This is a genomic window from Pseudomonas sp. S2_E02 (assembly GCF_054668355.1).
This window is the reverse complement of sequence record NZ_CP162761.1, coordinates 2,348,517-2,374,155: the sequence shown is the minus strand read 5'-3', so window position 1 is coordinate 2,374,155 and position 25,639 is coordinate 2,348,517. Positions and strand designations below refer to the sequence as shown.

At 58.9% G+C, this 25,639-nt stretch carries 18 protein-coding genes; 12 read left to right on the top strand and 6 right to left on the bottom strand.

What is annotated here, in order from left to right:
- Positions 1–68: 68 nt before the first annotated feature.
- Complete coding sequence (locus AB4O01_RS10525) at positions 69–1,991, top strand: ATP-binding cassette domain-containing protein (protein WP_093433660.1); 1,923 nt, start codon at positions 69–71, stop codon at positions 1,989–1,991.
- 174 nt (positions 1,992–2,165) lie between these two features.
- Here the strand turns inward: AB4O01_RS10525 and AB4O01_RS10520 are convergent, their stop codons facing one another.
- Positions 2,166–2,603: a universal stress protein gene (locus AB4O01_RS10520; RefSeq protein ID WP_093433662.1), complete on the bottom strand. Its 438-nt coding sequence runs from the start codon at positions 2,601–2,603 to the stop codon at positions 2,166–2,168.
- 103 nt (positions 2,604–2,706) lie between these two features.
- Between AB4O01_RS10520 and AB4O01_RS10515 the strand changes: the two genes are divergently transcribed.
- The 7 genes from AB4O01_RS10515 to AB4O01_RS10485 all read left to right on the top strand — a co-directional run bounded on the left by AB4O01_RS10515 (position 2,707) and on the right by AB4O01_RS10485 (position 11,106).
- Positions 2,707–3,144 carry a hypothetical protein gene (locus AB4O01_RS10515; RefSeq protein WP_095050464.1) on the top strand — a complete coding sequence of 146 codons (438 nt, stop codon included), beginning with the start codon at positions 2,707–2,709 and terminating at the stop codon, positions 3,142–3,144.
- 518 nt (positions 3,145–3,662) lie between these two features.
- On the top strand, positions 3,663–5,810 hold the full coding sequence (gene fadB / locus AB4O01_RS10510; RefSeq protein ID WP_460091629.1) for a fatty acid oxidation complex subunit alpha FadB: 2,148 nt from the start codon (positions 3,663–3,665) through the stop codon (positions 5,808–5,810).
- A 29-nt stretch (positions 5,811–5,839) separates the two neighbouring features.
- Positions 5,840–7,015, top strand: a complete 1,176-nt coding sequence (gene fadA / locus AB4O01_RS10505; RefSeq protein WP_007910465.1) for an acetyl-CoA C-acyltransferase FadA — start codon at positions 5,840–5,842, stop codon at positions 7,013–7,015.
- Between the two features lie 99 nt (positions 7,016–7,114).
- Positions 7,115–7,351, top strand: a complete 237-nt coding sequence (locus AB4O01_RS10500; protein ID WP_007910467.1) for a DUF1653 domain-containing protein — start codon at positions 7,115–7,117, stop codon at positions 7,349–7,351.
- A 114-nt stretch (positions 7,352–7,465) separates the two neighbouring features.
- Positions 7,466–10,096 carry a type I DNA topoisomerase gene (gene topA / locus AB4O01_RS10495; RefSeq protein ID WP_093433668.1) on the top strand — a complete coding sequence of 877 codons (2,631 nt, stop codon included), beginning with the start codon at positions 7,466–7,468 and terminating at the stop codon, positions 10,094–10,096.
- 145 nt (positions 10,097–10,241) lie between these two features.
- A complete protein-coding gene (locus tag AB4O01_RS10490; protein ID WP_099756794.1) occupies positions 10,242–10,766 on the top strand; it encodes a DUF6586 family protein in 525 nt (174 codons plus the stop codon).
- Positions 10,767–10,872: 106 nt separating this feature from the next.
- Positions 10,873–11,106, top strand: a complete 234-nt coding sequence (locus AB4O01_RS10485) for a hypothetical protein (protein ID WP_007910471.1) — start codon at positions 10,873–10,875, stop codon at positions 11,104–11,106.
- Between the two features lie 92 nt (positions 11,107–11,198).
- Here the strand turns inward: AB4O01_RS10485 and sulA are convergent, their stop codons facing one another.
- The gene (gene sulA, locus AB4O01_RS10480; protein ID WP_095050467.1) at positions 11,199–11,672 is read right to left on the bottom strand and encodes an SOS-induced cell division inhibitor SulA; all 474 of its coding nucleotides are present in this window, start codon (positions 11,670–11,672) and stop codon (positions 11,199–11,201) included.
- 10 nt (positions 11,673–11,682) lie between these two features.
- On the bottom strand, positions 11,683–12,291 hold the full coding sequence (gene lexA, locus AB4O01_RS10475) for a transcriptional repressor LexA (protein ID WP_003226590.1): 609 nt from the start codon (positions 12,289–12,291) through the stop codon (positions 11,683–11,685).
- Between the two features lie 229 nt (positions 12,292–12,520).
- On the opposite strand from lexA, the gene AB4O01_RS10470 reads away from it, so the two are divergent.
- The 4 genes from AB4O01_RS10470 (at position 12,521) to AB4O01_RS10455 (ending at position 18,449) form a co-directional block, all read left to right on the top strand.
- Positions 12,521–13,228 carry a TetR/AcrR family transcriptional regulator gene (locus AB4O01_RS10470; protein WP_007910473.1) on the top strand — a complete coding sequence of 236 codons (708 nt, stop codon included), beginning with the start codon at positions 12,521–12,523 and terminating at the stop codon, positions 13,226–13,228.
- Positions 13,229–13,386: 158 nt separating this feature from the next.
- Positions 13,387–14,397, top strand: coding sequence for a beta-N-acetylhexosaminidase (gene nagZ / locus AB4O01_RS10465; protein ID WP_093433674.1), 1,011 nt, complete (start codon positions 13,387–13,389; stop codon positions 14,395–14,397).
- A gap of 11 nt (positions 14,398–14,408) precedes the next feature.
- Entirely contained in the window at positions 14,409–15,146 is a 738-nt protein-coding gene (locus AB4O01_RS10460; RefSeq protein WP_460091627.1) for an S-methyl-5'-thioinosine phosphorylase, read from the top strand.
- A gap of 9 nt (positions 15,147–15,155) precedes the next feature.
- Complete coding sequence (locus AB4O01_RS10455; RefSeq protein ID WP_460091626.1) at positions 15,156–18,449, top strand: DEAD/DEAH box helicase; 3,294 nt, start codon at positions 15,156–15,158, stop codon at positions 18,447–18,449.
- Between the two features lie 169 nt (positions 18,450–18,618).
- Here AB4O01_RS10455 and AB4O01_RS10450 read toward each other — a convergent pair whose 3' ends face one another.
- From AB4O01_RS10450 to mfd, 3 genes are read right to left on the bottom strand one after another with little or no spacing between them, the layout of a single operon-like run.
- On the bottom strand, positions 18,619–21,309 hold the full coding sequence (locus AB4O01_RS10450; protein ID WP_093433684.1) for a DEAD/DEAH box helicase: 2,691 nt from the start codon (positions 21,307–21,309) through the stop codon (positions 18,619–18,621).
- Positions 21,310–21,320: 11 nt separating this feature from the next.
- Positions 21,321–21,887, bottom strand: coding sequence for a CsiV family protein (locus tag AB4O01_RS10445; protein ID WP_460091624.1), 567 nt, complete (start codon positions 21,885–21,887; stop codon positions 21,321–21,323).
- Between the two features lie 10 nt (positions 21,888–21,897).
- Positions 21,898–25,347 (bottom strand): transcription-repair coupling factor, encoded by a 3,450-nt coding sequence (gene mfd / locus AB4O01_RS10440; RefSeq protein WP_460091623.1) that lies wholly within the window; start codon positions 25,345–25,347, stop codon positions 21,898–21,900.
- Positions 25,348–25,639: the final 292 nt, after the last annotated feature.

Below are 25,639 nucleotides of genomic sequence, written 5' to 3'. Positions count from 1 at the left end.
CAGACAAATTGCCGGCCTGTTGAAGCCCTAACTCAGGTAGAATGCGCGCCCGGTTTTTGGAGAAGCTCATGACCCTGCTCAAATTCAGCGATGTGTCCCTTGCGTTCGGCGCTATGCCGTTGTTGGACAAGGTGTCCTGGCAGATCGCCCGTGGTGAGCGGGTGTGCATCATCGGCCGCAACGGCACTGGCAAGTCCAGCATGATGAAACTGGTCAAGGGCGACCAGAAGCCCGATGAAGGCTCGGTGTGGCGTGCCCCCGGTCTGAAAATCGGCGAATTGCCGCAAGAATTGCCAGTGGCCGACGATCGGACGGTGTTCGACGTGGTCGCTGAAGGCCTTGATGGCGTGGGCGCGTTGCTCGCCGAGTACCATCACCTTGCGCAGAACTGCGTTACTGAAGATGACCTGAACAAGCTGATGCACGTTCAGCAAGACCTCGAAGCCCGTGATGGCTGGCGCTTGCAGACTCTGGTCGAGAGCACTTTGAGCCGCCTGCAATTGCCGGCCGACAAGACCCTCGCCCAGTTGTCCGGCGGCTGGCGTCGTCGCGTGCTGCTGGCGCAGGCGCTGGTGTCCGAGCCCGATCTGCTGCTGCTCGACGAACCGACCAACCACCTGGACATCGGTGCGATTGCCTGGCTCGAAGAAGCCCTGAAAGATTTCCAGGGCGCCGTGCTGTTCATCACGCACGACCGCTCCTTCCTGCAAAACCTCGCCACGCGCATCCTCGAACTGGATCGCGGCGGCCTGATCGACTGGAACGGCGACTACGCCAGTTTCCTTGTGCACAAAGAAGCCGCGTTGGCCGCCGAAGAGACCGCCAACGCGCTGTTCGACAAGAAACTGGCCCAGGAAGAAGTCTGGATCCGCCAGGGCATCAAGGCTCGCCGCACCCGCAACGAAGGCCGCGTCCGCGCCCTGAAAGCTTTGCGCGTGGAGCGTAGCGAGCGTCGTGAGCGCACCGGCAAGGCCAACATTCAGCTGGACACTGCCGACAAGTCCGGCAAGCAGGTGATGGTCCTCGAGAACGTGAGTTTCGCTCACCCGGGCGGCCCGTTCCTGATCAAGGATTTCTCGATGGTGCTGACGCGCGGCGACCGTATCGGTCTGCTTGGCGCCAACGGCACTGGCAAGACCACGTTGCTGAAACTGATGCTCAGCGGTCTGCAACCGACCAGTGGCAAAGTGGAAGAGGGCACGCGGATCGACGTGGCCTACTTCGACCAGTTGCGCCATCAACTGGATCTGGAAAAAACCGTGATCGACAACGTCGCCGAAGGTCGCGACTTCATCGATATCGACGGCCAGAGCCGTCATGTGCTGAGCTACCTCGGTGACTTCCTGTTCAGCCCGCAGCGTGCCCGCACGCCGGTCAAGGCGCTGTCGGGTGGTGAGCGTGCGCGTCTGTTGCTGGCCAAACTGTTCAGCAAACCGGCGAACTTGCTGGTACTCGACGAACCGACCAACGACCTCGACGTGGAAACCCTCGAGCTGCTCGAAGAAGTGCTGCTGACCTTTAATGGCACTGTGCTGATGGTCAGCCACGACCGGGCATTCCTCGACAACGTGGTCACCAGTACTCTGGTCTTCGAAGGTGAAGGCAAGGTGCGTGAATACGTCGGTGGTTATCAGGACTGGATCCGTCAGGGCGGTTCGCCGCGTCTGCTGGGCGTAACCGAAAGCAAATCCGGCAAGGCTGACCTGAATTCGGCGGTGGTCACTGCCGAACCTGCTGTAGTTGCCGCGCCTGTGGCGGCTGCCCCGGCCGCCAAGAAGAAGCTCAGCTACAAGCTGCAACGCGAGCTGGAAGCGTTGCCGGGCGATATCGACGCCAAGGAACAGCAAATTGCTGCCGTGGAAGCTGAAATGGCTGAAGCCGGTTTCTATCAGCGTCCTGCGGCTGAAACGGCCAAAGTGATTGCTTCGCTGGAGCAGTTGCAGGCTGAGCTGGATGCGTTGCTGGAGCGTTGGGCTGAGCTGGATGCCTGAATGATCCGGATGTGAAAAAGCCCGGCGTTCAGTGATGAACGCCGGGCTTTTTACATGTAAGCGCAGTCCCAATGTGGGAGCGAGCCTGCTCGCGAATGCGCTGTGTCAGGCGGCATTAATGCTGAATGTGCCGACGCCTTCGCGAGCAGGCTCGCTCCCACAATGATCAGTGTTTCAACGTTTGACCAGGTGGACGGCGAGGACGTCGCATGGTGCGCCGTGCAGCACGTCATTGGCGGTAGAGCCGAGCAACAGCGCCAGGCCGTGACGACCATGACTACCGACCACGATCAGATCGCACTGCTGTTCTTTGGCGAAGTGATGGATTTCCTGACGCGGCTGGCCGTAGGTCAGGTGGCAGTTGGCGCCTTCGAGTTCGGAATACTTGAGTTTCAGACGCTCAAGACGTTCCTTGGCCTGATCGAACTGCTGTTGTTGCAGTTGTGACAGATCCATCGGCACGTCGCCGCCGAATGCCATCGCCATTGGTTCGACGATATGCACCAGCGACAGTTTGGCGCCATTGCTCACCGACAGCTCGCGGGCGCGGTGAATCACTGGGTCGCACTCTTCGGTCAGATCTACGGCGACCAGGATGTGGTGGTAGGGCATGAGGTGCTCCTCGTGAGGTTTCAATATTGTTAAGTATGGCTGGTTTCAAGCGCATTGGTTCCAAAGTGACACAATGCGCTCACCAAGAATTGGGAATAGAGATATGACGGTCTGGTTGGTGGTGTCAATCCTGCTGGTGGTTTTGAGTCCGTTGGCGTGGTTGCGCCCATCGCGCGCGCAAAGCGGTCGCATCGCCTTGCGCATGGAGGCGCGGCGCATGGGGCTGGCCATGCAACTGGCGCCTCAGGAGTGGCCGCACTGGCTGGCGCAAGAGCCGCCGAATCCGTGTGCGCAGTATCATCGGCCGCGCCGTGGCAAGTCGCCTGCCTGCTGGACTTACTGGCAAAAATCGCCGGGTGTGTGGGTCAATCAATGGCAGGAAGTCTGCGAAGATCGGGCGCTGCTCAATCATTTCGAAAAGTTGCCCGGCAACGTTTTCAAAGTCGAAGCAGACAAGCAGATGATCGCCTTGTACTGGGGCGAGAAGGGCGAAGCGTCGGTGTTGCAGGACATCGACACCACTCTGAAAGCACTGGCGTGACGCGCGGACTTTTCCCACTGCAACGGTGGGGAACGTCCGGCAGACGCGCAGTAAAAAGCCCGACATGATTCATCGGGCGGGGTTGGCCAGGCAGGCCGGAAATCTTTTTTGATGCAGGTTCTGTCAACGCATTTCCCTGTCGTCCACCCAGCGTAGCCCTTTAAACAAGGGCTGCTGCGAATTAGGGCGACTTTTCTAACTATTGATTCTATGAATGGCTTCACATGCAGACGCGTGTTGCGGGTCTTCGTCTTACAGAAATGACCGCAAAGTCGCATTTCAACCCGTATTTTGGGCGATTGACAATTGTCGGAAATTCCGTGAAGGTGACGTACCCAAATCAAACGGGCGTATGAATTGAGCGTTTGTCTTACAGACTGCTCCTACAGAATCCCGACTATCGCGTTGGCGGGTGTGCCGGGTGGATTGGCGTTAGCATCGACGAAAAAGCGTCCTGCCGAGCCATTCGCCTGCGTCCGACGTGTACTGTTCAGCTTCCATATCGTGGAGATCAGTTGATGATTTACGAAGGTAAAGCCATCACGGTTAAAGCTCTTGAAAGTGGCATCGTCGAATTGAAATTCGACCTCAAGGGTGAGTCCGTCAACAAGTTCAACCGTCTAACCCTGAACGAACTGCGTCAGGCCGTAGACACCATCAAGGCAGATGCTTCGATCAAGGGCGTGATCGTCAGCAGTGGCAAGGACGTGTTCATCGTCGGCGCCGACATCACCGAATTTGTCGACAACTTCAAGCTGCCGGATGCCGAGCTGGTTGCTGGCAATCTCGAAGCCAACAAGATCTTCAGCGATTTCGAAGACCTCAACGTCCCAACCGTAGTGGCCATCAATGGCATCGCCCTGGGCGGCGGTCTGGAAATGTGCCTGGCGGCTGACTATCGCGTCATGTCGACCAAAGCCAAGATCGGCCTGCCGGAAGTCAAGCTGGGTATCTACCCAGGCTTCGGTGGCACCGTGCGTCTGCCGCGCTTGATTGGTGTCGATAACGCCATCGAGTGGATTGCCTCCGGTAAGGAAAACCGCCCTGAAGACGCCCTGAAAGTCAGCGCCGTCGACGCCGTGGTTGCTCCTGAAAAACTGCAGGAAGCTGCCCTTGAACTGATCAAGCGCGCCATCTCCGGCGAGTTCGATTTCAAGGCCAAGCGTCAGCCGAAACTTGAAAAACTCAAGCTGAACGCTATTGAACAGATGATGGCTTTCGAAACCGCCAAAGGTTTCGTCGCCGGCCAGGCTGGCCCGAACTACCCGGCGCCGGTTGAAGCGATCAAGACTATCCAGAAAGCCGCGAACTTCGGTCGTGACAAGGCGCTGGAAGTCGAAGCTGCCGGTTTCGTCAAACTGGCCAAGACCTCTGCCGCGCAGAGCTTGATCGGTCTGTTCCTGAACGATCAGGAGCTGAAGAAAAAGGCCAAGGCCTACGACGAAATCGCCAAAGACGTGAAGCAGGCCGCTGTACTCGGCGCCGGCATCATGGGTGGCGGTATCGCTTATCAGTCGGCCTCCAAAGGTACGCCGATCCTGATGAAGGACATCAACGAGCACGGCATCGAGCAGGGTCTGGCTGAAGCCGCCAAACTGCTGGTTGGCCGCGTTGATAAAGGTCGCATGACCGCTGCGAAAATGGCTGAAGTGCTCAACGCCATTCGTCCAACTCTGTCCTACGGCGACTTCGGTCACGTCGATCTGGTTGTCGAAGCTGTCGTCGAGAATCCTAAGGTCAAGCAAGCTGTGTTGGCTGAAGTGGAAGCTCAGGTTAAAGAGGACACCATCCTCGCGTCCAACACCTCGACCATTTCCATCAGCCTGCTGGCCAAGGCCCTCAAGCGTCCGGAAAACTTCGTCGGCATGCACTTCTTCAACCCGGTGCACATGATGCCGCTGGTGGAAGTGATCCGTGGCGAGAAGTCCAGCGAGCTGGCTGTTGCCACCACCGTTGCCTACGCCAAGAAAATGGGCAAGAACCCGATCGTCGTCAACGACTGCCCGGGCTTCCTCGTTAACCGCGTGCTGTTCCCGTACTTCGGCGGTTTCGCCAAGCTGGTCAGCGCCGGTGTCGACTTCGTCCGTATCGACAAAGTCATGGAAAAATTTGGCTGGCCGATGGGCCCGGCGTACCTGATGGACGTGGTCGGCATCGACACCGGTCACCATGGTCGTGAGGTCATGGCTGAAGGTTTCCCGGATCGCATGAAGGATGACCGTCGTTCGGCCATCGACGTGCTGTACGAAGCCAAGCGCCTGGGCCAGAAGAACGGCAAGGGCTTCTACGCCTACGAGGCCGACAAGAAAGGCAAGCAGAAGAAAGTCGCCGACCCTTCGGTGCTGGAAGTGCTCAAGCCGATCGTTTACGAGCAGCGCGAAGTCACAGACGAAGACATCATCAACTGGATGATGATCCCGCTGTGCCTGGAAACCGTGCGTTGCCTGGAAGACGGCATCGTTGAAACTGCCGCCGAAGCCGACATGGGTCTGGTCTACGGTATCGGTTTCCCTCCATTCCGTGGCGGTGCGCTGCGCTACATCGATTCGATCGGTGTTGCCGAGTTCGTTGCCCTGGCTGACCAGTACGCTGATTTGGGCGCGCTGTACCACCCGACCGCGAAGCTGCGCGAAATGGCCAAAAACGGCCAGAGCTTCTTCGGTTAAGCGCCCCCAACTAGAGTGAGAGTGAACTTATGAGCTTGAATCCTAGAGACGTCGTGATTGTCGACTTCGGTCGTACTCCGATGGGCCGCTCCAAGGGCGGCATGCACCGCAACACCCGCGCCGAAGACATGTCGGCGCACCTGATCAGCAAGTTGCTGGAACGCAACGCCAAGGTCGATCCTGCAGAAGTCGAGGACGTGATCTGGGGCTGCGTCAACCAGACCCTGGAGCAGGGCTGGAACATCGCGCGCATGGCTTCGCTGATGACCCAGATCCCGCACACCTCGGCCGGTCAGACTGTCAGCCGTCTGTGCGGCTCGTCGATGAGTGCGCTGCACACCGCTGCGCAAGCAATCATGACCGGCAACGGTGACGTGTTCGTGGTTGGCGGCGTCGAGCATATGGGCCATGTGAGCATGATGCACGGTGTCGATCCGAACCCGCACATGTCGCTGTACGCGGCGAAAGCCTCGGGCATGATGGGCCTGACCGCTGAAATGCTCGGCAAAATGCACGGCATCACTCGCGAACAACAGGACGCTTTCGGCGTGCGTTCCCACCAGTTGGCCCACAAGGCTACCGTGGAAGGCAAGTTCAAAGACGAAATCATCCCGATGCAGGGCTACGACGAGAACGGTTTCCTGAAACTGTTCGACTACGACGAAACCATTCGTCCGGAAACCACCCTGGAAAGTCTGGCGGCCCTCAAGCCTGCCTTCAATCCAAAGGGCGGCACCGTGACTGCCGGTACTTCGTCGCAGATCACCGATGGTGCTTCGTGCATGATCGTGATGTCGGCGCAGCGTGCGCAGGACCTGGGTATCCAGCCAATGGCGGTGATCCGTTCGATGGCAGTGGCGGGTGTGGATCCGGCAATCATGGGCTATGGTCCAGTTCCGGCGACACAAAAAGCCCTGAAGCGTGCGGGCCTTGGCATCAACGATATCGACTTCTTCGAACTCAACGAAGCTTTCGCCGCACAGGCCCTGCCAGTGCTGAAAGATCTGAAAGTACTCGACAAGATGAACGAGAAGGTTAACCTGCACGGCGGCGCGATCGCCCTGGGTCACCCGTTCGGTTGCTCCGGTGCCCGTATTTCCGGCACTTTGCTGAACGTGATGAAGCAGAATAGCGGTACCTTCGGGGTGGCCACTATGTGCATTGGTCTCGGCCAAGGCATCTCCACCGTCTTCGAACGCGTTTAAGCGTCTCGTCGATGGAAGCCGGGGCCAAGTGCCCCGGTTTTTGTTTTTGTGGATTTATTTTGTTTTTATTTTTGAAAAAATTTGAGTGAGGGCCGAAGCATGCCGATACAACCTGGGCTCTACCAACATTACAAAGGTCCGCAGTACCGCGTATTCAGTGTTGCGCGGCATTCCGAGACCGAAGAAGAAGTGGTCTTTTACCAAGCCCTGTATGGCGATTACGGCTTTTGGGTACGCCCTCTGAGCATGTTTCTCGAGTCAGTCGAGGTTGACGGCGAGCAGGTGCCACGCTTTGCTTTGGTGCAAGCCGAACCGAGCCTTTTTTCCAAGGCATAAGGCGAGTGCGCACAGAACCCTGTGCTTGACCTCACCTTGTATCAACTATATATAGCGGTGCCGCGTCAGGCGCCAACCGCCTTTCACTTCTAGAATTCAGGAATTTTCTGATCCATGGGCAAATCGCTGGTCATTGTGGAATCCCCGGCTAAGGCCAAGACCATCAACAAGTATCTGGGTAACCAATACGTGGTGAAGTCGAGTATCGGCCATATCCGAGACCTGCCCACCAGCGGTTCGGCTAGCGCCAGCAAAGAGCCAGCCGCCAAGCGCGGCAAGGCTGCTGCGGGCGAAGGTCCGGTGCTCTCGCCGAAAGAGAAAGCGCGCAAGCAGCTGGTCTCGCGTATGGGTGTCGATCCTGATCATGGCTGGAAAGCCCAGTACGAGATCCTTCCGGGTAAAGAGAAGGTCATCGAAGAGCTGCGCCGGCTCGCCAAAGATGCTGACACCATCTATCTCGCAACCGACTTGGATCGCGAGGGGGAAGCCATTGCCTGGCACCTGCGCGAAGCCATCGGTGGTGACGACAGCCGCTACAAGCGTGTGGTGTTCAACGAAATCACCAAGAAAGCGATTCAGGAAGCTTTCTCGGAACCGGGTGAGCTGGACATTGATCGTGTCAACGCTCAACAGGCGCGTCGCTTCCTCGACCGCGTTGTCGGTTACATGGTCTCGCCGCTGCTGTGGGCGAAGATCGCTCGTGGCTTGTCCGCCGGTCGCGTGCAATCGGTTGCCGTGAAGCTGGTGGTTGAGCGTGAACGTGAAATTCGCGCGTTCAACCCGGAAGAGTACTGGGAAGTGCATGCCGATCTCGGCACCACCAAAGGCTCCACCGTGCGTTTCGAAGTGGCTCGCGAAAAAGGCGAAGCGTTCAAGCCGCTCAACGAAGCTCAGGCCATGGCTGCGCTGGAGAAACTCAAGTCTTCCAGCTACAGCATCGTCAAGCGCGAAGACAAACCGACCAGCAGCAAGCCGTCGGCGCCGTTCATCACATCGACCCTGCAACAGGCAGCGAGCAACCGCCTGGGCTTCGGCGTGAAGAAAACCATGATGATGGCCCAGCGTCTCTACGAAGCCGGCTACATCACTTATATGCGTACCGACTCGACCAACCTCTCGGCTGATGCCGTGACGATGGCGCGTACTTACATCGAAGACGAGTTCGGCAAGAAGTACCTGCCGGAAACGCCGAACGTCTACAGCAGCAAGGAAGGCGCACAAGAGGCTCACGAAGCGATTCGTCCTTCTGACGCCAACACCACGCCAAGCAAGCTGGCGGGTATGGAGCGTGACGCTGAGCGTCTCTACGAGTTGATCTGGCGCCAGTTCCTCGCTTGCCAGATGCTGCCGGCGCAATACCTGTCGACCACCGTCAGCGTAGGCGCTGGTGACTTCGAGCTGCGCGCCAAGGGCCGTATCCTCAAGTTTGACGGTTACACCCGTGTCATGCCGCAGATTGCCAAACCGGGTGATGACGACGTTCTGCCTGATATGGCGCAGGGCGACGTGATGAAGCTGATCAAGCTCGATCCATCGCAGCACTTCACCAAACCGCCGGCCCGCTACTCGGAAGCCAGTCTGGTGAAAGAAATGGAAAAGCGCGGTATCGGTCGTCCTTCGACTTACGCTGCGATCATTTCGACCATTCAGGATCGCGGTTACGTGACTCTGCACAACCGTCGTTTCTACTCGGAAAAGATGGGCGACATCGTCACCGAGCGCCTGTCGGAAAGCTTCTCGAACCTCATGGACTACGGCTTCACCGCAGGCATGGAAGAGAACCTCGATGACGTGGCGCAGGGCGAGCGCGACTGGAAAAACGTACTGGACGAGTTCTACGGCGACTTCAAAAAGAAACTCGAAGTAGCCGAAAACCCGGACAGCGGCATGCGTGCCAACCAGCCGGTCATGACCGATATTCCGTGCACGACTTGTGGTCGTCCGATGCAGATTCGTACCGCGTCGACAGGCGTTTTCCTCGGTTGTTCAGGCTACAGCCTGCCGCCGAAAGAGCGCTGCAAGGCCACCGTCAACCTGGTGCCGGGCGATGAAATCGCTGCGGACGACGAGGGTGAGTCGGAATCGCTGGTACTGCGTGGCAAGCACCGCTGCCCGATCTGCAGCACGGCGATGGACGCGTACCTGCTCGACGAAAAACGCAAGCTGCACATCTGTGGTAACAACCCGGATTGCGCAGGCTACGAAATCGAAGAGGGCAGCTATCGCATCAAGGGCTACGAAGGTCCGAGCCTGGAATGCGACAAGTGCGGCAGCGAGATGCAACTCAAGACCGGACGTTTCGGCAAGTTCTTCGGTTGCACCAACCCGACCTGCAAGAACACCCGTAAACTGCTCAAGAGCGGTGACGCGGCGCCGCCGAAAATGGATCCGGTGAAGATGCCTGAGCTGAAATGCGAAAAGGTCAACGACACCTACATCCTGCGTGACGGTGCGTCCGGTCTGTTCCTGGCTGCCAGTCAGTTCCCGAAAAACCGTGAGACCCGTGCTCCGCTGGTGATCGAGATTCTGCCGCACAAGGACGAGATCGATCCGAAGTACCACTTCCTCTGCGACGCTCCACAGAAAGATCCTGATGGTCTTCCGGCGGTGATTCGCTACAGCCGCAAGACCAAGGAGCAATACGTACAGACCGAAGTCGATGGCAAGCCTACCGGTTGGAAGGCGTACTTCGATGGCGGCAAGTGGACGGTTGAAGACAAACGTACGAAGGCCAAAGCTGAGTAAGCGTTAGCCTGATACTGAAAGGCCGCATGATGACCCCTCCGGGTTTTCATGCGGCCTTTTTGTTTTGTGCTTGCGGTGGGATCGGCTGATCCACGACACTGTCCGGCCTGTGTGAAGCAAATATTTCGTTGTGGAGAGCGCCGTCATGGCTCACGAACTCTATACCCGCACCAACCAGAAGATCTATTTCGCCGGACTGTCGCTCGAAGCTCTGGCTCGCGCCGAAGAGGGGCGAGCGATGAATTCGCTGGCGTTGATTCAGGCGGGGCGTGAATCGGCGTTGTTTCACCTTTACGGCGCTTTGCTCGGTCTTTGTCACGAGATCGCTGGTTTCTATCGTCTACCGCAGGCCAATGCACCACGCGCCGAGATGCTGCTGACACGTGAGGTGCTGGAGTCGATCGCGATTCCCGAGTTGGCCGAGATGGTCGAACTCGCGGGAAACTCTGAAACCTGGCTGGCAAAACTGCTGGCTGCGCATTCGGCGCTGTTCCAGCCGCCACGGGTGCCACACAAGCCCAAAGGGGACGTGACTCAGCCGCTGATTCAGGCGATTAATCTGGATGAAGAACAAGCGCCAGAAGAGTTGAGTCGAGAGGAGCTGGAGAGCTGGCGGCAAAATCTGAAAGGCTTGGCGATTCGCTTTCGCGAAGGCTTGAACGAGTGCTGAGGGTGATTGACACGGTGGCAATCTGAAACATGCTGCTGGTCAAGATCCCGAGCGAAGCCTGAATGATGTCTATATAATCCCTGCCTTTCGTGGAGAACAGACCTATATGCCAACGTCCTTTCTAGAAATTGTCGAGTTACCAGACGGCCGAATCGAACTGCGCAGGGCTGAGGACGAGGGTTCTCTGGTGACGCTGGATTTCTCCGACGATGCCAAGGCGTTCCTTCAAGGTCAGCATGTAGAAATCGCCAAGGCGATGCTAAGCGTCGGCGTGCAGATGGCCGGTCGTATGGTCGAAGGCGAGTTTGATAAGGAAGAGGGGCCGCGGGTTCTTCATTGATCCGCGCCTTTGCTTTTTAATGTTACCGCTTCAGATCGGCTTCTCTGTCCCTGGAGAAGCCCTGCGCTTCACACAGCGCGTAGTAGCAACCCTCAACCCAAGCGAATATTCAAGCTCTGAGCTTCGCCCGTGCGTGCGGCGCTGATCAGTTGTTGCCGCGAGTGGGTGTTTAGCGGGTTGAGCCAGGTGACCACAGTGTGGCTGCGCCCCAACCGCAGAGCTTCGCACGCCAGTTGCTGGGCGCTTTGAGCACCCCGTGGTTGCAGTAGCAGAATACGTTCGCGGTTCAGGCCGGCATCCCGCAGCCAGGTTTGAGTCAGGCTGGCAGGTGGTGCGATCAATGTCAGCCAGCGTGCGTCCTGATCTTCGCTGAGTTCGCGAAGAATCGGGGCGAGCAGGTTCAGGCAGTTCCCGGCCGCACCACGCAGTGACAGCTCACTGAATACTTCGGGTTCGGCATTCCAGGGGCGTTCGACCACGTCTTTCAGGATCGGCGCCATCGGTTGCGCCAGAAACGCTTCGAATAAAGGCAGTTGTGTTTGCTGAGGGGTGTGTGGGAACTGCATAAAGCCTCCTTTAGCGGCGGATTACGCCGACACTCAAGCCTTCGATCACCAGTTCCTGATCTTTCAGGTCGACTTCGATAGGGGCGAACTCGGGGTTTTCGGCAATCAGCCAGACCTTGCTACCTTCACGCTTGAAACGTTTGACCGTCACTTCGTCGCCGATACGGGCAACGACGACCTGGCCATTACGTGCTTCGCGGGTGGTGTGCACGGCAAGAAGGTCACCGTCGAAAATACCGATGTCCTTCATGCTCATGCCGTGTACGCGCAGCAGATAGTCGGCGCGCGGATGAAAGAAGGCCGGGTTGATGTTGCAGGATTCTTCGATGTGCTGCTGGGCGAGGATCGGCGCGCCGGCAGCGACCCGGCCTATGATTGGCAGGGTAGAGTCGTCTGCCTTGGCTTCAAAGCCGGGTATGCGAATACCGCGAGAAGCGCCCGGTGTCATCTCGATGGCGCCTTTTCGGGCCAGTGCCTTGAGATGTTCTTCAGCCGCGTTCGGCGACTTGAAGCCCAGTTCCTGAGCGATTTCCGCACGGGTCGGCGGATAGCCGTTGTCTTCGAGGCAGCGTTTGATAAAGGCCAGAATCTCGGCTTGGCGTGGCGTCAGCTTTAGCATATTGATCGCTCTGTCTTTTTATACAGTGACTGGGATTATATACAGTGAAGCGTCCTTGGCAATGCCCGTTTTTTTGCAGGCCGCCAGACGGTCGGCATTCGTGCTTATTAATGAGTTGGGCTTGTGTGGTTAAATAGCTGACCGACCATTCCCAAAACGAACCGGCAGGCTTGACAAGGCACAGGCTGAAACGTATGTTTCAAACAAGTGTTTGTCAGGCGGAGTAGCCATGGCCCAGTCGGAAACCGTTGAACGCATTCTTGATGCTGCCGAGCAGTTGTTCGCGGAGAAAGGTTTCGCCGAAACCTCATTGCGTTTGATCACCAGCAAGGCCGGCGTCAACCTGGCAGCGGTGAACTATCACTTCGGCTCGAAAAAAGCGCTGATTCAAGCGGTTTTCTCGCGCTTCCTCGGGCCGTTCTGCATCAGCCTCGATAAAGAGCTGGAGCGCCGTCAGGCCAAGCCTGAAAACAAGCCGACGCTTGAAGAGCTGCTCGAAATCCTCGTCGAGCAGGCCCTTGTGGTGCAACCACGCAGCGGCAATGACCTGTCGATCTTCATGCGTCTGCTCGGCCTCGCGTTCAGCCAGAGCCAGGGCCACTTGCGCCGTTATCTGGAAGACATGTACGGCAAGGTATTCCGTCGCTACATGTTGCTGGTCAACGAAGCCGCACCACGCATTCCGCCGATCGAGCTGTTCTGGCGCGTGCACTTCATGCTCGGCGCCGCGGCGTTCAGCATGTCTGGCATCAAGGCGTTGCGCGCAATTGCCGAGACCGATTTCGGCGTCAACACCTCCATTGAGCAAGTGATGCGCCTGATGGTGCCGTTCCTCGCTGCGGGCATGCGTGCCGAAACCGGCGTCACTGACGCCGCGATGGCCACCGCGCAACTGCGTCCGCGCAGTAAATCAACGCCGGTCGCCGCCAAGGTTTAACCGCGCACGGGTGGGCGCGGCAGCTTGTATCCGCTAAGCTAGCCGCCCATGCCGACTCTCGTTCTGAACCCGAAATCCATAGAAATTGCCGACCTGCCGAGCATTGCTCAGGGTAGCGATTTGCTGCGGATCGGGTTTTTCGTTTTCAAGGAATCTCTATGACTGCTGGCCTGCAAGGCTCGTTGATGGTGGACGTCGCCGGTACCTGGCTGACGGCCGAAGATCGCCAATTGTTGCGTCAGCCCGAAGTGGGCGGCCTGATCATTTTCGCGCGCAACATCGAGCATCCGCGTCAGGTGCGTGAGCTCAGCGCGGCGATTCGGGCGATTCGTCCGGATCTGCTGCTGGCGGTGGATCAAGAGGGCGGTCGCGTGCAGCGCCTGCGTCAGGGCTTCGTGCGCCTGCCGGCCATGCGTGCCATCGCCGACAATCCGAACGCCGAATACCTCGCCGAGCAATGCGGCTGGATCATGGCCACTGAAGTGCTGGCGGTCGGTCTCGACCTGAGTTTCGCCCCGGTGCTGGATCTGGATTACCAGCGCAGCGCTGTTGTCGGCACCCGTTCATTTGAGGGCGATCCGGAGCGCGCCGCAGTGCTTGCCGGAGCGTTCATTCGCGGCATGAACAGCGCGGGCATGGCGGCCACCGGCAAGCATTTCCCCGGCCACGGCTGGGCCGAAGCCGATTCCCACGTGGCGATCCCGAACGACGAGCGCAGCCTGGACGAGATCCGCGCCAACGATCTCGTGCCCTTCGCCAGACTCAGCAAACAACTGGCCGCTGTGATGCCGGCCCACGTTATCTACCCGCAAGTCGACTCGCAGCCTGCCGGCTTCTCCCGGCGCTGGTTGCAGGACATCCTGCGCGGCGAATTGCAGTTCGACGGTGTGATCTTCAGCGACGACCTGTCGATGGCCGGCGCCCACGTGGTTGGCGATGCCGCCAGTCGTATTGAGGCCGCACTCACGGCCGGTTGCGACATGGGCCTGGTATGCAACGATCGCGCCGCTGCCGAACTGGCCCTGAGCGCCGCGCAGCGCATGAAGGTCAAGCCTTCAGACCGCATCGCGCGCATGCGCGGTCAGGCATTCGCCAGCACCGATTACCGTCAGGATCCGCGCTGGCTCACCGCCGTTGGCGCCCTCAAAGATGCTCAACTCATCGATTAAGGATTTTCGCTATGACGGTTTACGCAATCATCGGTGGCACCGGCCTGACCCAGCTCGAAGGCTTGACCATTCGCCAGTCACTGGCGGTGGACACTCCCTACGGCGCGCCATCGGCCGACGTGCAGATCGGTGAATACGCCGGCAAGGAAGTGCTGTTCCTCGCCCGTCACGGCCATCCGCATCGTTTCCCGCCGCACAAGGTCAACTACCGCGCCAACCTGTGGGCGCTGAAGCAGGCCGGTGCCGAAGCAATCATTGCCGTTAACGCGGTGGGCGGTATTCATCCAGCGATGGGCACCGGTCATTTCTGCGTGCCGCACCAGATCGTCGACTACACCAGTGGGCGCGAGCACACTTTCTTCGCCGATGATCTGGAGCACGTCACCCATATCGACTTCAGCTTCCCCTACAGCGAGCCGCTGCGTCAGCAGTTGATTGCTACGGTGGCTGCCGAAGGCTGCGAATACAGCGATCAAGGCGTGTATGCCTGCACTCAGGGCCCGCGTCTGGAAACCGTGGCGGAGATCGTGCGTCTGGAGCGCGATGGCTGTGACATCGTTGGCATGACCGGCATGCCGGAAGCGGCGCTGGCGCGTGAGCTGGATCTGGATTACGCCTGTCTGGCGCTGGTGGTGAACCCGGCGGCGGGCAAGACCACCGAAGTGATCACCATGGCCGAGATCGAGCAGGCGTTGCATGACGGCATGGGCAAGGTGAAATCGGCGTTGGCGCGGGTGTTGGCCGGCTAAGGACTGCCCATGAGCATTTTCATCGAAAGGCTAAAGTCGTTGGCCTGGACTCAGGCATTCAGTAGCAAGGCGCTGGCCAAGGCTCGGGCTTATGCCGCCGAAGATCGGGTAGAGATCATCGAGATTGATGACAGAAAGATCGAGGCGTTCTGCGTCGGTTCGGAAGATCAGGCGTATGAACAAACCATTTACCTGTCCGAAGATCGGCTGGGTTCCGTCAACTTGCGTTGCCTGTGCACCTGTCCTGTCTCAATCGACTGCAAACACTGCGCTGCGGTGCTCTATCACCTGCAGGGCAGTGATCATGAAGCGTCCGAAAGTAACGCACAGACCCAGTTGGGGCGGGCGCTGGAACATTGGCTTTCGACCATTCCCGTGCCGGCCAAGCCCATCGAAGAAGGCGCGCAAACTGCAGGCACGCGCCTGTTTTACAAGCTCAAGACGACGTCAGTGAGCGGCAAGTGGCTGCTCGATATTTTCAAGGTCTCCCAGCTCAAGAGCGGCGAGTTGCGCGAAGTCAAACCGATGTATTCGCTGGCGGAAATGCTCATGCGTCAGCCCGGCTACCTGTCCGAGCTGGATCTGCGCGTCGCCAGGCTGCTGGTTGCCATGCACTCCCATCACGCCTATTACAGCGGCTATCCGCTGGAAGGCAGCAGCGGCGCCGAACTGCTGGAAATGCTCCTGCGCACCTCGCGGCTGTTCCTCGATTTCGAGGATCTGCAACCGTTGATGTCTGGCGCGAAACGCATCGGCCAGTTCGCCTGGGCCGAGCAGGCCGACGGCGGGTTCCGCGCGCAGTGGAGCAGTGCCGAGGCTGCGCAGGAAACCGTGCTGGCGCTGGAGCCGCTTTATTACCTGGATCGTGAACAGCGGCAGATTGGCCCTCTGTTCAATGAACTGGATGAAAAACTGGCCAGTCATTTGACTCTGGCGCCGGACATTCCGGCGCGTCAGGCCATGCAGTTCAGTCATCGCATGAGTGCGGCAACGAGAATCCCGCCGCCACACCAACTGACCGAACGAATCATTGACGACGTACTACCGCAGCCGCAACTCACCCTCGTCAGCGGTCGGGAGCGCTCGCGCTGGGAATACGTTCTTGAGCACCGCGCCGCCCTGGTGTTTACCTACAACGGCCAGCCGACGGTGGATCGCAACCCGGAAGTAATGATCCTCAACGGTACCGAAACCCAGCGCATTCAACGCCAGCCGGCAGTGGAAAAGAAACTGCGCCAGATCCTGCAAAAGCTCGGCTTCAAGAAAACCACGCGCAAGAGCTCGCTGGATCGTCCCGGCGAGATGTTCACGTTGCCGGATGATTCCGCCTGGCTCGGGTTTATGCACGAAGGGCTTGCCACGTTGCGCGCCTCGAACTGGGAAGTCGAGATGAGTCCCGGCTTTCATTTCAATGTGCAGCCAGTCGAGCATTGGTACGCGGAGGTCGAGGAAGAGGCCGGGCATCAGTGGTTTGATTTGCAGTTGGGTATCGTCGTCAATGGTCAGCGCTATAGTTTGCTACCAATCCTTCTGCACTTGTTGCGCACCCAGCCGCGCTTGCTTGACCCGGTCAATCTGGCACAACGCAGCGATGACGAAAAACTCCTGATCGAACTCATGCCCAGCGGTTTTGGCGACCCTTCGGGCGCCAAGGTCGCGCTGCCGCTGAGTCGGATCAAACCGCTGATGGCCACGCTGGGCGAGTTGTACCTGGGCGGTCATCAGGGCGATGCACTGCGCTTGAGTGTCCCGGATGCCGCGCGCTTGAGTATGCTCGATGGCGTGCCGCTGGATTGGCAGGGTGGCGAGCGGCTGCGCACCTTCGCCAAGCGCTTGCAGAATTCCAGTCACACCCAGGTCGCTGCGCCGGCCGGCCTTAACGCGCAACTGCGCCCCTATCAGCTCGAAGGCCTGAACTGGATGCAAACCCTGCGCGAGCTTGAAGTAGGCGGCATTCTGGGCGATGACATGGGGCTGGGCAAAACGCTGCAAACCTTGGCGCATCTGCTCACGGAAAAACACGCCGGACGCCTCGATTGCCCGGCTCTGGCGGTGATGCCGACCAGCCTGATTCCCAACTGGCTCGACGAGGCCGAGCGTTTCACCCCCCAGTTGAAAGTATTGGCGCTGCACGGCTCGGGGCGGCAAAAGGATTTCGCTGATCTGGCTGAATACGATCTGGTACTGACCACTTACGCTTTGCTGCCGAGGGATCTCGAGGTTCTACAGCCGCAGCTGTGGAGCGTGCTGATTCTCGACGAAGCGCAGAACATCAAGAACCCGCTCAGCAAAGCCGCGCAGGCCGCACGCGATTTGCAGGCCCGCCAGCGCTTGTGCCTGAGCGGCACGCCATTGGAAAACCACTTGGGCGAGCTTTGGTCGCAGTTTCATTTCCTCATGCCCGGTTGGCTCGGCGACAGCAAGTCCTTCAATCGCGATTACCGCACGCCAATCGAGAAGCACGGCAATGTTCAGCGCATGCAGCACCTGACAGCGCGCATCAAGCCGTTTTTGTTGCGCCGCAAAAAGGATCAGGTGGCCACCGAGTTGCCGCCGAAAACCGAAATTGTCCATTGGGTCGATCTCAGCGACGGCCAGCGGGATGTCTATGAAACGGTTCGCGTGGCGATGGACAAAAAAGTCCGCGACGAAATTGCCCGCAGTGGCGTGGCGCGCAGTCAGATCATCATTCTGGATGCCTTGCTCAAGCTGCGGCAGGTCTGTTGCGACCTGCGCCTGATCAACATGCCGCTGACAGCGAAGGCGCTGCGCTCCGGCAGTGGCAAGTTGCTCAGCCTGATGGAGATGCTCGAAGAGTTGCTCGGCGAAGGTCGAAGAATCCTGCTGTTTTCGCAGTTCACCTCGATGCTCGCCTTGATCGAGGAAGAATTGCAGCAACGTGACATTGCCTATTCGCTGCTGACCGGGGACACCACGGATCGACGCACACCGGTGAAGGATTTTCAGGGCGGCAAGGTGCCGCTGTTTCTCATCAGTCTCAAAGCGGGCGGTACCGGGTTGAACCTGACCGCTGCGGACACGGTGATTCACTTCGACCCTTGGTGGAATCCGGCGGTGGAGAATCAGGCCACCGATCGTGCGTATCGAATCGGGCAAAACAACCCGGTGTTCGTTTACAAGCTGATTGCTCGTGGCACGGTAGAGGAAAAAATACAGGCGCTGCAGCAGGAGAAAGCGGCGTTGGCCGGGGCGGTGCTTGAGGGCGGGACGACAGGTGGCTGGAAGCTGGAGCAGAGTGACATTGAGGCGCTGTTTGCACCGTTGCCGGTTTCCAAGGATTGAGCCTGGGTTTTAAACGTTATACCGAGGTGAGCCATTCGCGAGCAGGCTCGCTCCCACATTAGATTTGTGTGATCCACAAGATTCCTGTGAACACTGGATTGGTGAACGCCACAGATCCAGTGTGGGAGCGAGCCTGCTCGCGAAAGCTATCTAACAGGCGACGCAGATATCAACGCTTGTCGGACTTATCCGGCAACGGCGCAAACAACGCCTCGATATCATCACTCTGCAACTTCCAGTCCCCAGCCTTGCGCCCATCCAGCACGCCCGCTGCCAAGTCGGATTTTTCCTTTTGCAGGTGCTGAATCTTCTCTTCCACGGTGCCCCGGGCAATCATCTTGTAGACGAACACCGGTTTCTCCTGGCCGATCCGATAGGCGCGATCCGTCGCCTGATTCTCGGTGGCCGGGTTCCACCACGGGTCGTAATGAATCACTGTGTCGGCCTCGGTCAGGTTCAAACCGACGCCGCCGGCCTTCAGGCTGATCAGAAAGATCTGACGCTTGCCACTCTGGAATTCCTTCACCGGCGTGCGCCGATCCCGGGTCTGGCCGGTCAGTAGCGCGTAGGACACGTTACGTTTTTTCAGCTCTTCCTCGATCAACGACAGCATCGAAGTGAACTGCGAAAACAGCAGAATCCGCCGGCCTTCCTCAAACAACTCCTCGAGCATTTCCATCAAACTGTCGAGCTTGCCTGACGTGCTGCCGCGAGCGGGCAGGGTGGCGTCATTGACCAGGCGCAGATCGCAGCAAACCTGACGCAACTTGAGCAGCGCCTCAAGAATGATGATCTGGCTGCGCGCCACGCCTTTGCGGGTGATCTCGTCGCGGACCTTCTTGTCCATCGCCAGGCGCATGGTTTCATACACATCGCGCTGCGCTTCGTTGAGATCGACCCAATGGATGATCTCGGTTTTCGGCGGCAACTCAGTCGCCACTTGTTCCTTGGTGCGGCGCAGCAGAAACGGTTTTATCCGACCGTTGAGGTGCTGAAGTCTGACTTCACTGCCGCGCTTTTCAATTGGTACACGGTAATCGGCGTTGAAGCTTTTTACGTCGCCGAGCCAGCCCGGCAGCAGGAAGTGAAACAGCGACCACAGCTCGCCCAGGTGGTTTTCCAGCGGCGTGCCGCTGAGGCACAAGCGCTGGCGTGCATTAAGCTCGCGGGCGGCTTGAGCGGCTTTGCTGTTCGGATTCTTGATGTACTGCGCTTCATCCAGCACCAACACATGCAGCGGCTGCTTGGCCAGACGTTCGACGTCTTTCGGCAGCAAGGCGTAGGTGGTGAGGATCAGGTCGAAGTCGGCCAGATTATCGAAATGCTTTTTGCGAGTGGCGCCATACAGGGCAACCACTTTCAGTTGCGGGGTAAAGTGCGCCGCCTCATCGAGCCAGTTCGGAATCAGGCTGGTCGGCATCACCACCATGCACGGCCGATCGAGACGTCCGGCGTTTTTCTCGCTGAGAATATGCGCCAGGGTCTGTAGGGTTTTACCCAGGCCCATGTCATCCGCAAGAATCCCGCCGACTTCCAGTTGCCGCAGCGATTGCATCCAGCTTAAGCCTTCGAGCTGATAAGGCCGCAACGTCGCATTCAAGCCTTCAGGCGCCTCTGCGCTGAAATCACGAATATCGCGCAGGCGTTGGGCAAACGTGCGGATCTGCTCGCCGCCCTCCCACAGCAGCGGAAGGCCTTCCAGCGAATTCAGGCGGGTGGCGTCGGCCTTGCTCAAGCGCAGGGTGGTTTCGCCCGGCTCTTGCAAATAGAACTCGCCGAGCGTCATCAATACCGGCTTCAACCGGCCCAACGGCAAAGCCACTTGCAGCGGCCCATGCTCGCTGGTGCGTTGCGGGATGTTGACCAGAATCAGCTCGTCATCGCGACGGCGCGCCAGGCGTTCCGGATTGAGGATTTCCGCGTGCGAGCGCATCAGGTTGAGCAGGATAGGCAATAGACTCAGGCGCTCACCATTGACGATGATCCCCAGTTCCAGATCAAACCAATCGCGTTCCGGCACCTGCTCGACGGTGGCGTACCAGTCATCAACAGCGGTCAGATCGAAGCCGAATTCCTCGTCGATCTGCAGCTCCCAGCCTTGGCTGCGCAGTTTCGGCAGGTCGTTGAGGGTGAACGTCAGCCAAGCGCTGTCATTGACCATCTCGTACAGCTCACCGGCGCTTTCCGGCAGGGCTTTGCTCTGGCGGGTGGCGATGCGAAAGCCGAGGATGCGCAACTGTTCGCGGTACGACTGCTCGACATCCGGATGGCGTTTGACGCGCAGCGTCTGGCTTTCCTGGCGAATCAGGATATCGCTGTTCTTCTGCCCGCTGACGTACTCGTCAAGGTAGCTGAACGAAAGCGCCGCGCGATGCTGAATGTAGCGCTGCATCTTGCCGTTGCGCGGTTCGAAGGCACTGAACTCGACACTGGCCAGCCATAGGCGTGGCAGTGGCTGCACATTGTCGACCAGCACTTGCGGTGGCGCCTTCGGGCTGCGATTTTCCAGCACGGCTTGCAGCTTTTCCAAGAGTTCGGCGTCTTTGGCGGCGGCCGGGTAATCGAGGGTTTCCTGCACTTTCAGCAGCACCGCTGCGCAGTGTTTACAGTTGCTGCGAACCGGACACGTGCAGCTGGCATCGACCAGCAGCAAGGTGTTTTTGGCGGATTCGCGCAGCTGGATGGTCTGGCGGTAAACGTTACCGCCAGAGCCTTCGCAACTGGCGGTGATGGTCGCATCGCCGACCTGGGCGATGCGTACCCGGTTTTCCAGGGCATAGCGGCGGCCACGCTCCAGGCTCTGTTCCTTGAATCGGCTGACCCAGGAGGGTGCCAACGGTTTACTCAGGGGCGGGGACATAAGGACTTCGATCAGTCCGGAATCGCTTCAGGCGCTTCCCGTGGCGCTGGCGCGGTCAGGGAAGTGATCTTGATCAGCAAGGCCAGATGGCCGTTGTCCAGGTAGTTGAGTTGGCCATTTTTGGTGTGGCTGTCCTGCTTCAGGCGCTCGCTGGCGGTGACCAGGCCATTGGCGTCGATCTGATTGACCCAGAAATCGGCGTTCACATCGGTGAAGCGTCCCAGTTTCATTTCCAGCGTGCCCTCGATCGGGAATTGACCGAACTGCTCCTGACCGTCGCTGACCGCCACTTTTGCCGGTTCTTCGCCAAGGGTTTGCTGCCAGGCCTTGTGCATCAGCACGCTGTAGTCGCCGCTGGCGGTGAGTTTGCTGACAACGTCGTTCAACGCCGGTGTGCGTTTGCTGTCGTCGCTCAAACGCTGGGCCCCAGCGGCCCAGTCTTCCGGCGCGGCGCGGCTGACGATTGCCGGTACGGCGTTCTGGCGCACCAGAATCATTTCGACCTGATACAGGTCATCGGCGAAAGCCGAAGGGGCTACCAAAGCAAGTAGCAAAGTCACTGAGCGGAACAGGCGCATTGGGCGTCCTTCAAACAGATTTCGGGAGGAGGCGCTCAAACAGCGCCTCTACAGTATTAAAGCGCTCTTCCGGACGTTCCATCGGTACCTGGAATTTGAACATCGTCGCGCCTTCGAACTTGTAGCGTTTTGGCTGGCTCTGGATCAGCTTGATCAGCGTCATCGGGTCGACCGGCGTCTGCGCTTCGAACTCGATGCGCCCACCTTGCGGGCCACCATCGACCTTCTTGATACCCAGTTGCTCAGCCTGCAATTTCAACGCCGTGATGCGCACCAGATTCTTCGTCGGTTCCGGCAACAAGCCGAAACGGTCGATCATCTCGACTTGCAGATCCTTGAGGCCTTCCTCGTCGGTGGCCGAAGCGATGCGTTTGTACAGAATCAGACGCGCGTGAACATCCGGCAGGTAGTCTTCCGGAATCAGCGCCGGCACTCGCAAGTTGACTTCCGGGCCACCGCCCAGCGGCTGATCGAGGTTCGGTTGTTCGCCCTTACGGATCGATTTCACCGCGCGTTCGAGCATCTCCATATACAGCGTGAAGCCCACGGCCTGAATCTGCCCGCTCTGGCCATCGCCGAGCAGTTCGCCGGCGCCACGGATTTCCAGGTCGTTGGTCGCCAGGACGAAACCGGCACCGAGATCCTGAGTGTTGGCGATCGCTTCCAGACGCTTTTCCGCGTCCGAGGTGATTTGCTGGCGCGGCGGTGTCAGCAGGTAGGCGTAAGCCTGGTGGTGACTACGGCCGACACGACCACGCAACTGGTGCAGTTGTGCCAGGCCGAACTTGTCGGCGCGCTCGATGATGATGGTGTTGGCGCTCGGCACATCGATGCCGGTCTCGATGATGGTCGAGGCGATCAGCACGTTGAAGCGCTTGTGATAGAAGTCGCTCATCACCTGTTCGAGTTCGCGCTCGCGCATCTGTCCGTGACCAATGCCGATGCGGGCTTCCGGCACCAGTTCGGCGAGATCGGCGGCGCACTTCTCGATGGTTTTCACATCGTTGTGCAGGTAGTAAACCTGGCCGCCGCGCAGCAGTTCACGGAGCAGGGCCTCTTTGACCGTGCTCTTGTTCTGCTCCATGACGAAGGTGCGCACCGACAGGCGTCGCGCTGGCGGCGTAGCGATGATCGACAGGTCGCGCATGCCCGACACCGCCATGTTCAGCGTGCGCGGAATCGGCGTGGCGGTCAGGGTAAGAATGTCGACTTCGCTGCGCAGGGCCTTGAGCTGTTCTTTCTGACGGACACCGAAACGGTGTTCTTCGTCGATGATCACCAGCCCGAGGTTTTTGATTTTTACATCGTCGGACAGCAGCTTGTGCGTGCCAATGACGATGTCGATTTTGCCTTCAGCCAGATCGGCGATCGCCGCGTTCACTTCCTTGGCCGATTTGAAGCGGCTCATTACTTCTACTGTCACGGGCCAGTCGGCGAAGCGGTCGCGGAAGCTGTTGTAGTGCTGCTGGGCGAGCAGGGTGGTCGGCACCAGAATCGCCACCTGACGACCGCCGTGCACGGCGATGAATGCCGCACGCATGGCCACTTCGGTCTTGCCGAAACCGACGTCGCCGCAGACCAGGCGATCCATCGGTTTCGGCGCGAGCATGTCTTCGCGCACGGCTTCGATGGTCGATTGCTGGTCCGGGGTTTCTTCGAACGGGAACCCGGCGCTGAACGTCGCGTAATCGGCTTTCGGGTCGGCGAATGCATAACCTTCGCGAGCGGCACGCCGGGCGTAAATATCGAGCAGTTCAGCGGCAACATCGCGCACCTGTTCGGCGGCTTTGCGCTTGGCCTTCTGCCAGGTTTCCGAACCAAGGCGGTGCAGCGGGGCCAGCGCATCGTCGCTACCGGTGTAACGCGCGATCAAATGCAGGTTGGCTACGGGCACGTAAAGCTTGGCGTTCTCGGCGTATTCGAGGGTGAGGAATTCGGCCGCCTGATTGTCGATTTCCAGAATCGTCAGGCCCAGATAGCGGCCGACACCGTGATCGATGTGCACCACCGGCGCGCCTTCGCGCAGCTCGGTGAGGTTCTTGATCACCGCGTCATTGCTGACGTCGCTGCGTTTCTCGCGGCGACGACGTTGCATCACACGCTGACCGAACAGCGGACTTTCCGCGACGAGTGCCAGCGCCGGCTCATCCAGCATCAGGCCTTCGTCGAGCGGGGCAATGGTGATCGCCAGACGATCCTTGCTCGCGACGAAATCAGGCCAGCTGTCGACATTTTTCGGTCGCAGCTTCAGGCGCTCAAGCAACTCCAGCAGGACTTCACGACGGCCCGCGGATTCGGCGGTGAACAGCACGCGACCGGGGAACTCATCGAGGAACGCCGACAGCGCCGCCAGCGGTTGCGTGGCTTTGGCCTCGATTGCCAGATTCGGCAGTGCTTGCGCGGGGAAGCGCTCGCGGCCGACGCCGGTTTCCACGTCTTGTTGACTGGCGATCACACGTGGCCAGCTCTTCAAACGGGCGAAACAGTCTTCCACCGGCAGGAACAATTCTGCCGGCGGCAATAAAGGACGCGAAGGGTCGACGCGGCGCTCTTCATAACGATTGCGCACGTCGTTCCAGAAATTCTCCGCAGCTTGTTCGATGCCGGGCAGCGAGAACACTTGCGTGTCTTGCGGCAGGTAATCGAACAGCGTCGAGGTTTCGTCGAAAAACAGCGGCAGGTAATACTCGATCCCGGCCGGGGTGATGCCGCTGCTCAGATCCTGAAAGATCGGGCAGCGACGGAAGTCGACGTCGAAACGCTCGCGGAAACGCGCCTTGAAGCGGGTGACTGCGTCTTTCTGCAGTGGAAACTCACGGGCCGGCAGCAGCTTGACCGAATCGACCTTGTCGATGGAGCGCTGGTTTTCCGGGTCGAAGGTACGCAGGGTTTCGATTTCGTCGTCGAACAGGTCGATGCGATAGGGCAGTTTGCTGCCCATCGGGAATAGATCGATCAGTGCGCCGCGAACGGTGAACTCGCCGTGCTCATAAACCGTGTCTACGTAGCGATAGCCACTGGCTTCGAGCCGCGCACGCATCTGTTCAACATCGAGCTTCTGGCCGACATCCAGCACCAGGCTGCTGCCGAGCAGGAACTTGGTCGGCGCCAACCGGTGCAACGCTGTGGTGATCGGCACCACCAGCACGCCATGCGCCAGCTCTGGCAGCCTATACAAGCTGGCGATGCGCTGGGAAATGATGTCCTGGTGCGGCGAGAACAGGTCGTACGGCAGGGTTTCCCAGTCAGGGAAATGCAGAACGGGCAAATCCGGGGCGAAGAAACTCAGCTCCTGTTCCAGTCGTTCAGCACTCTGGCTGTCGGCGGTCAGTAGCAGGGTGAAGCGCTTGGCAGCGCTGGCAGCCTCGGCAATCGCGAGACTGAGGGCAGCACCGGGCAGATTGCCCCAATGCTGTTTACCTGCCTCGGCAGGGAGTAGCGGTAGACGCAGAACGGGCACGGAAGGTTGAGCTCCAGGCTTTGCGACAAAGTCGGTAATTGTAGCGGCGTCCGGTGCCGCCTGTCAGTTGCAGACTACGTCTATCTTCGATGTTTGCGCGAAATGTAGTGGTAACCATAAAAACCAGCGGTTTTTTAGCGATTATGTAGTGCCGAAAGTGGCTGGTGTTACGGAGGGTTACAGACATCGTCTAACAGTCGTCGAAAAATTGACTGCGCTGAAAGCCCCGGTTTTACTGGGCTGGCGCGAGGCGTAATTTTTTTGAACGGGATTTTGTTACCGATTTCGCGAC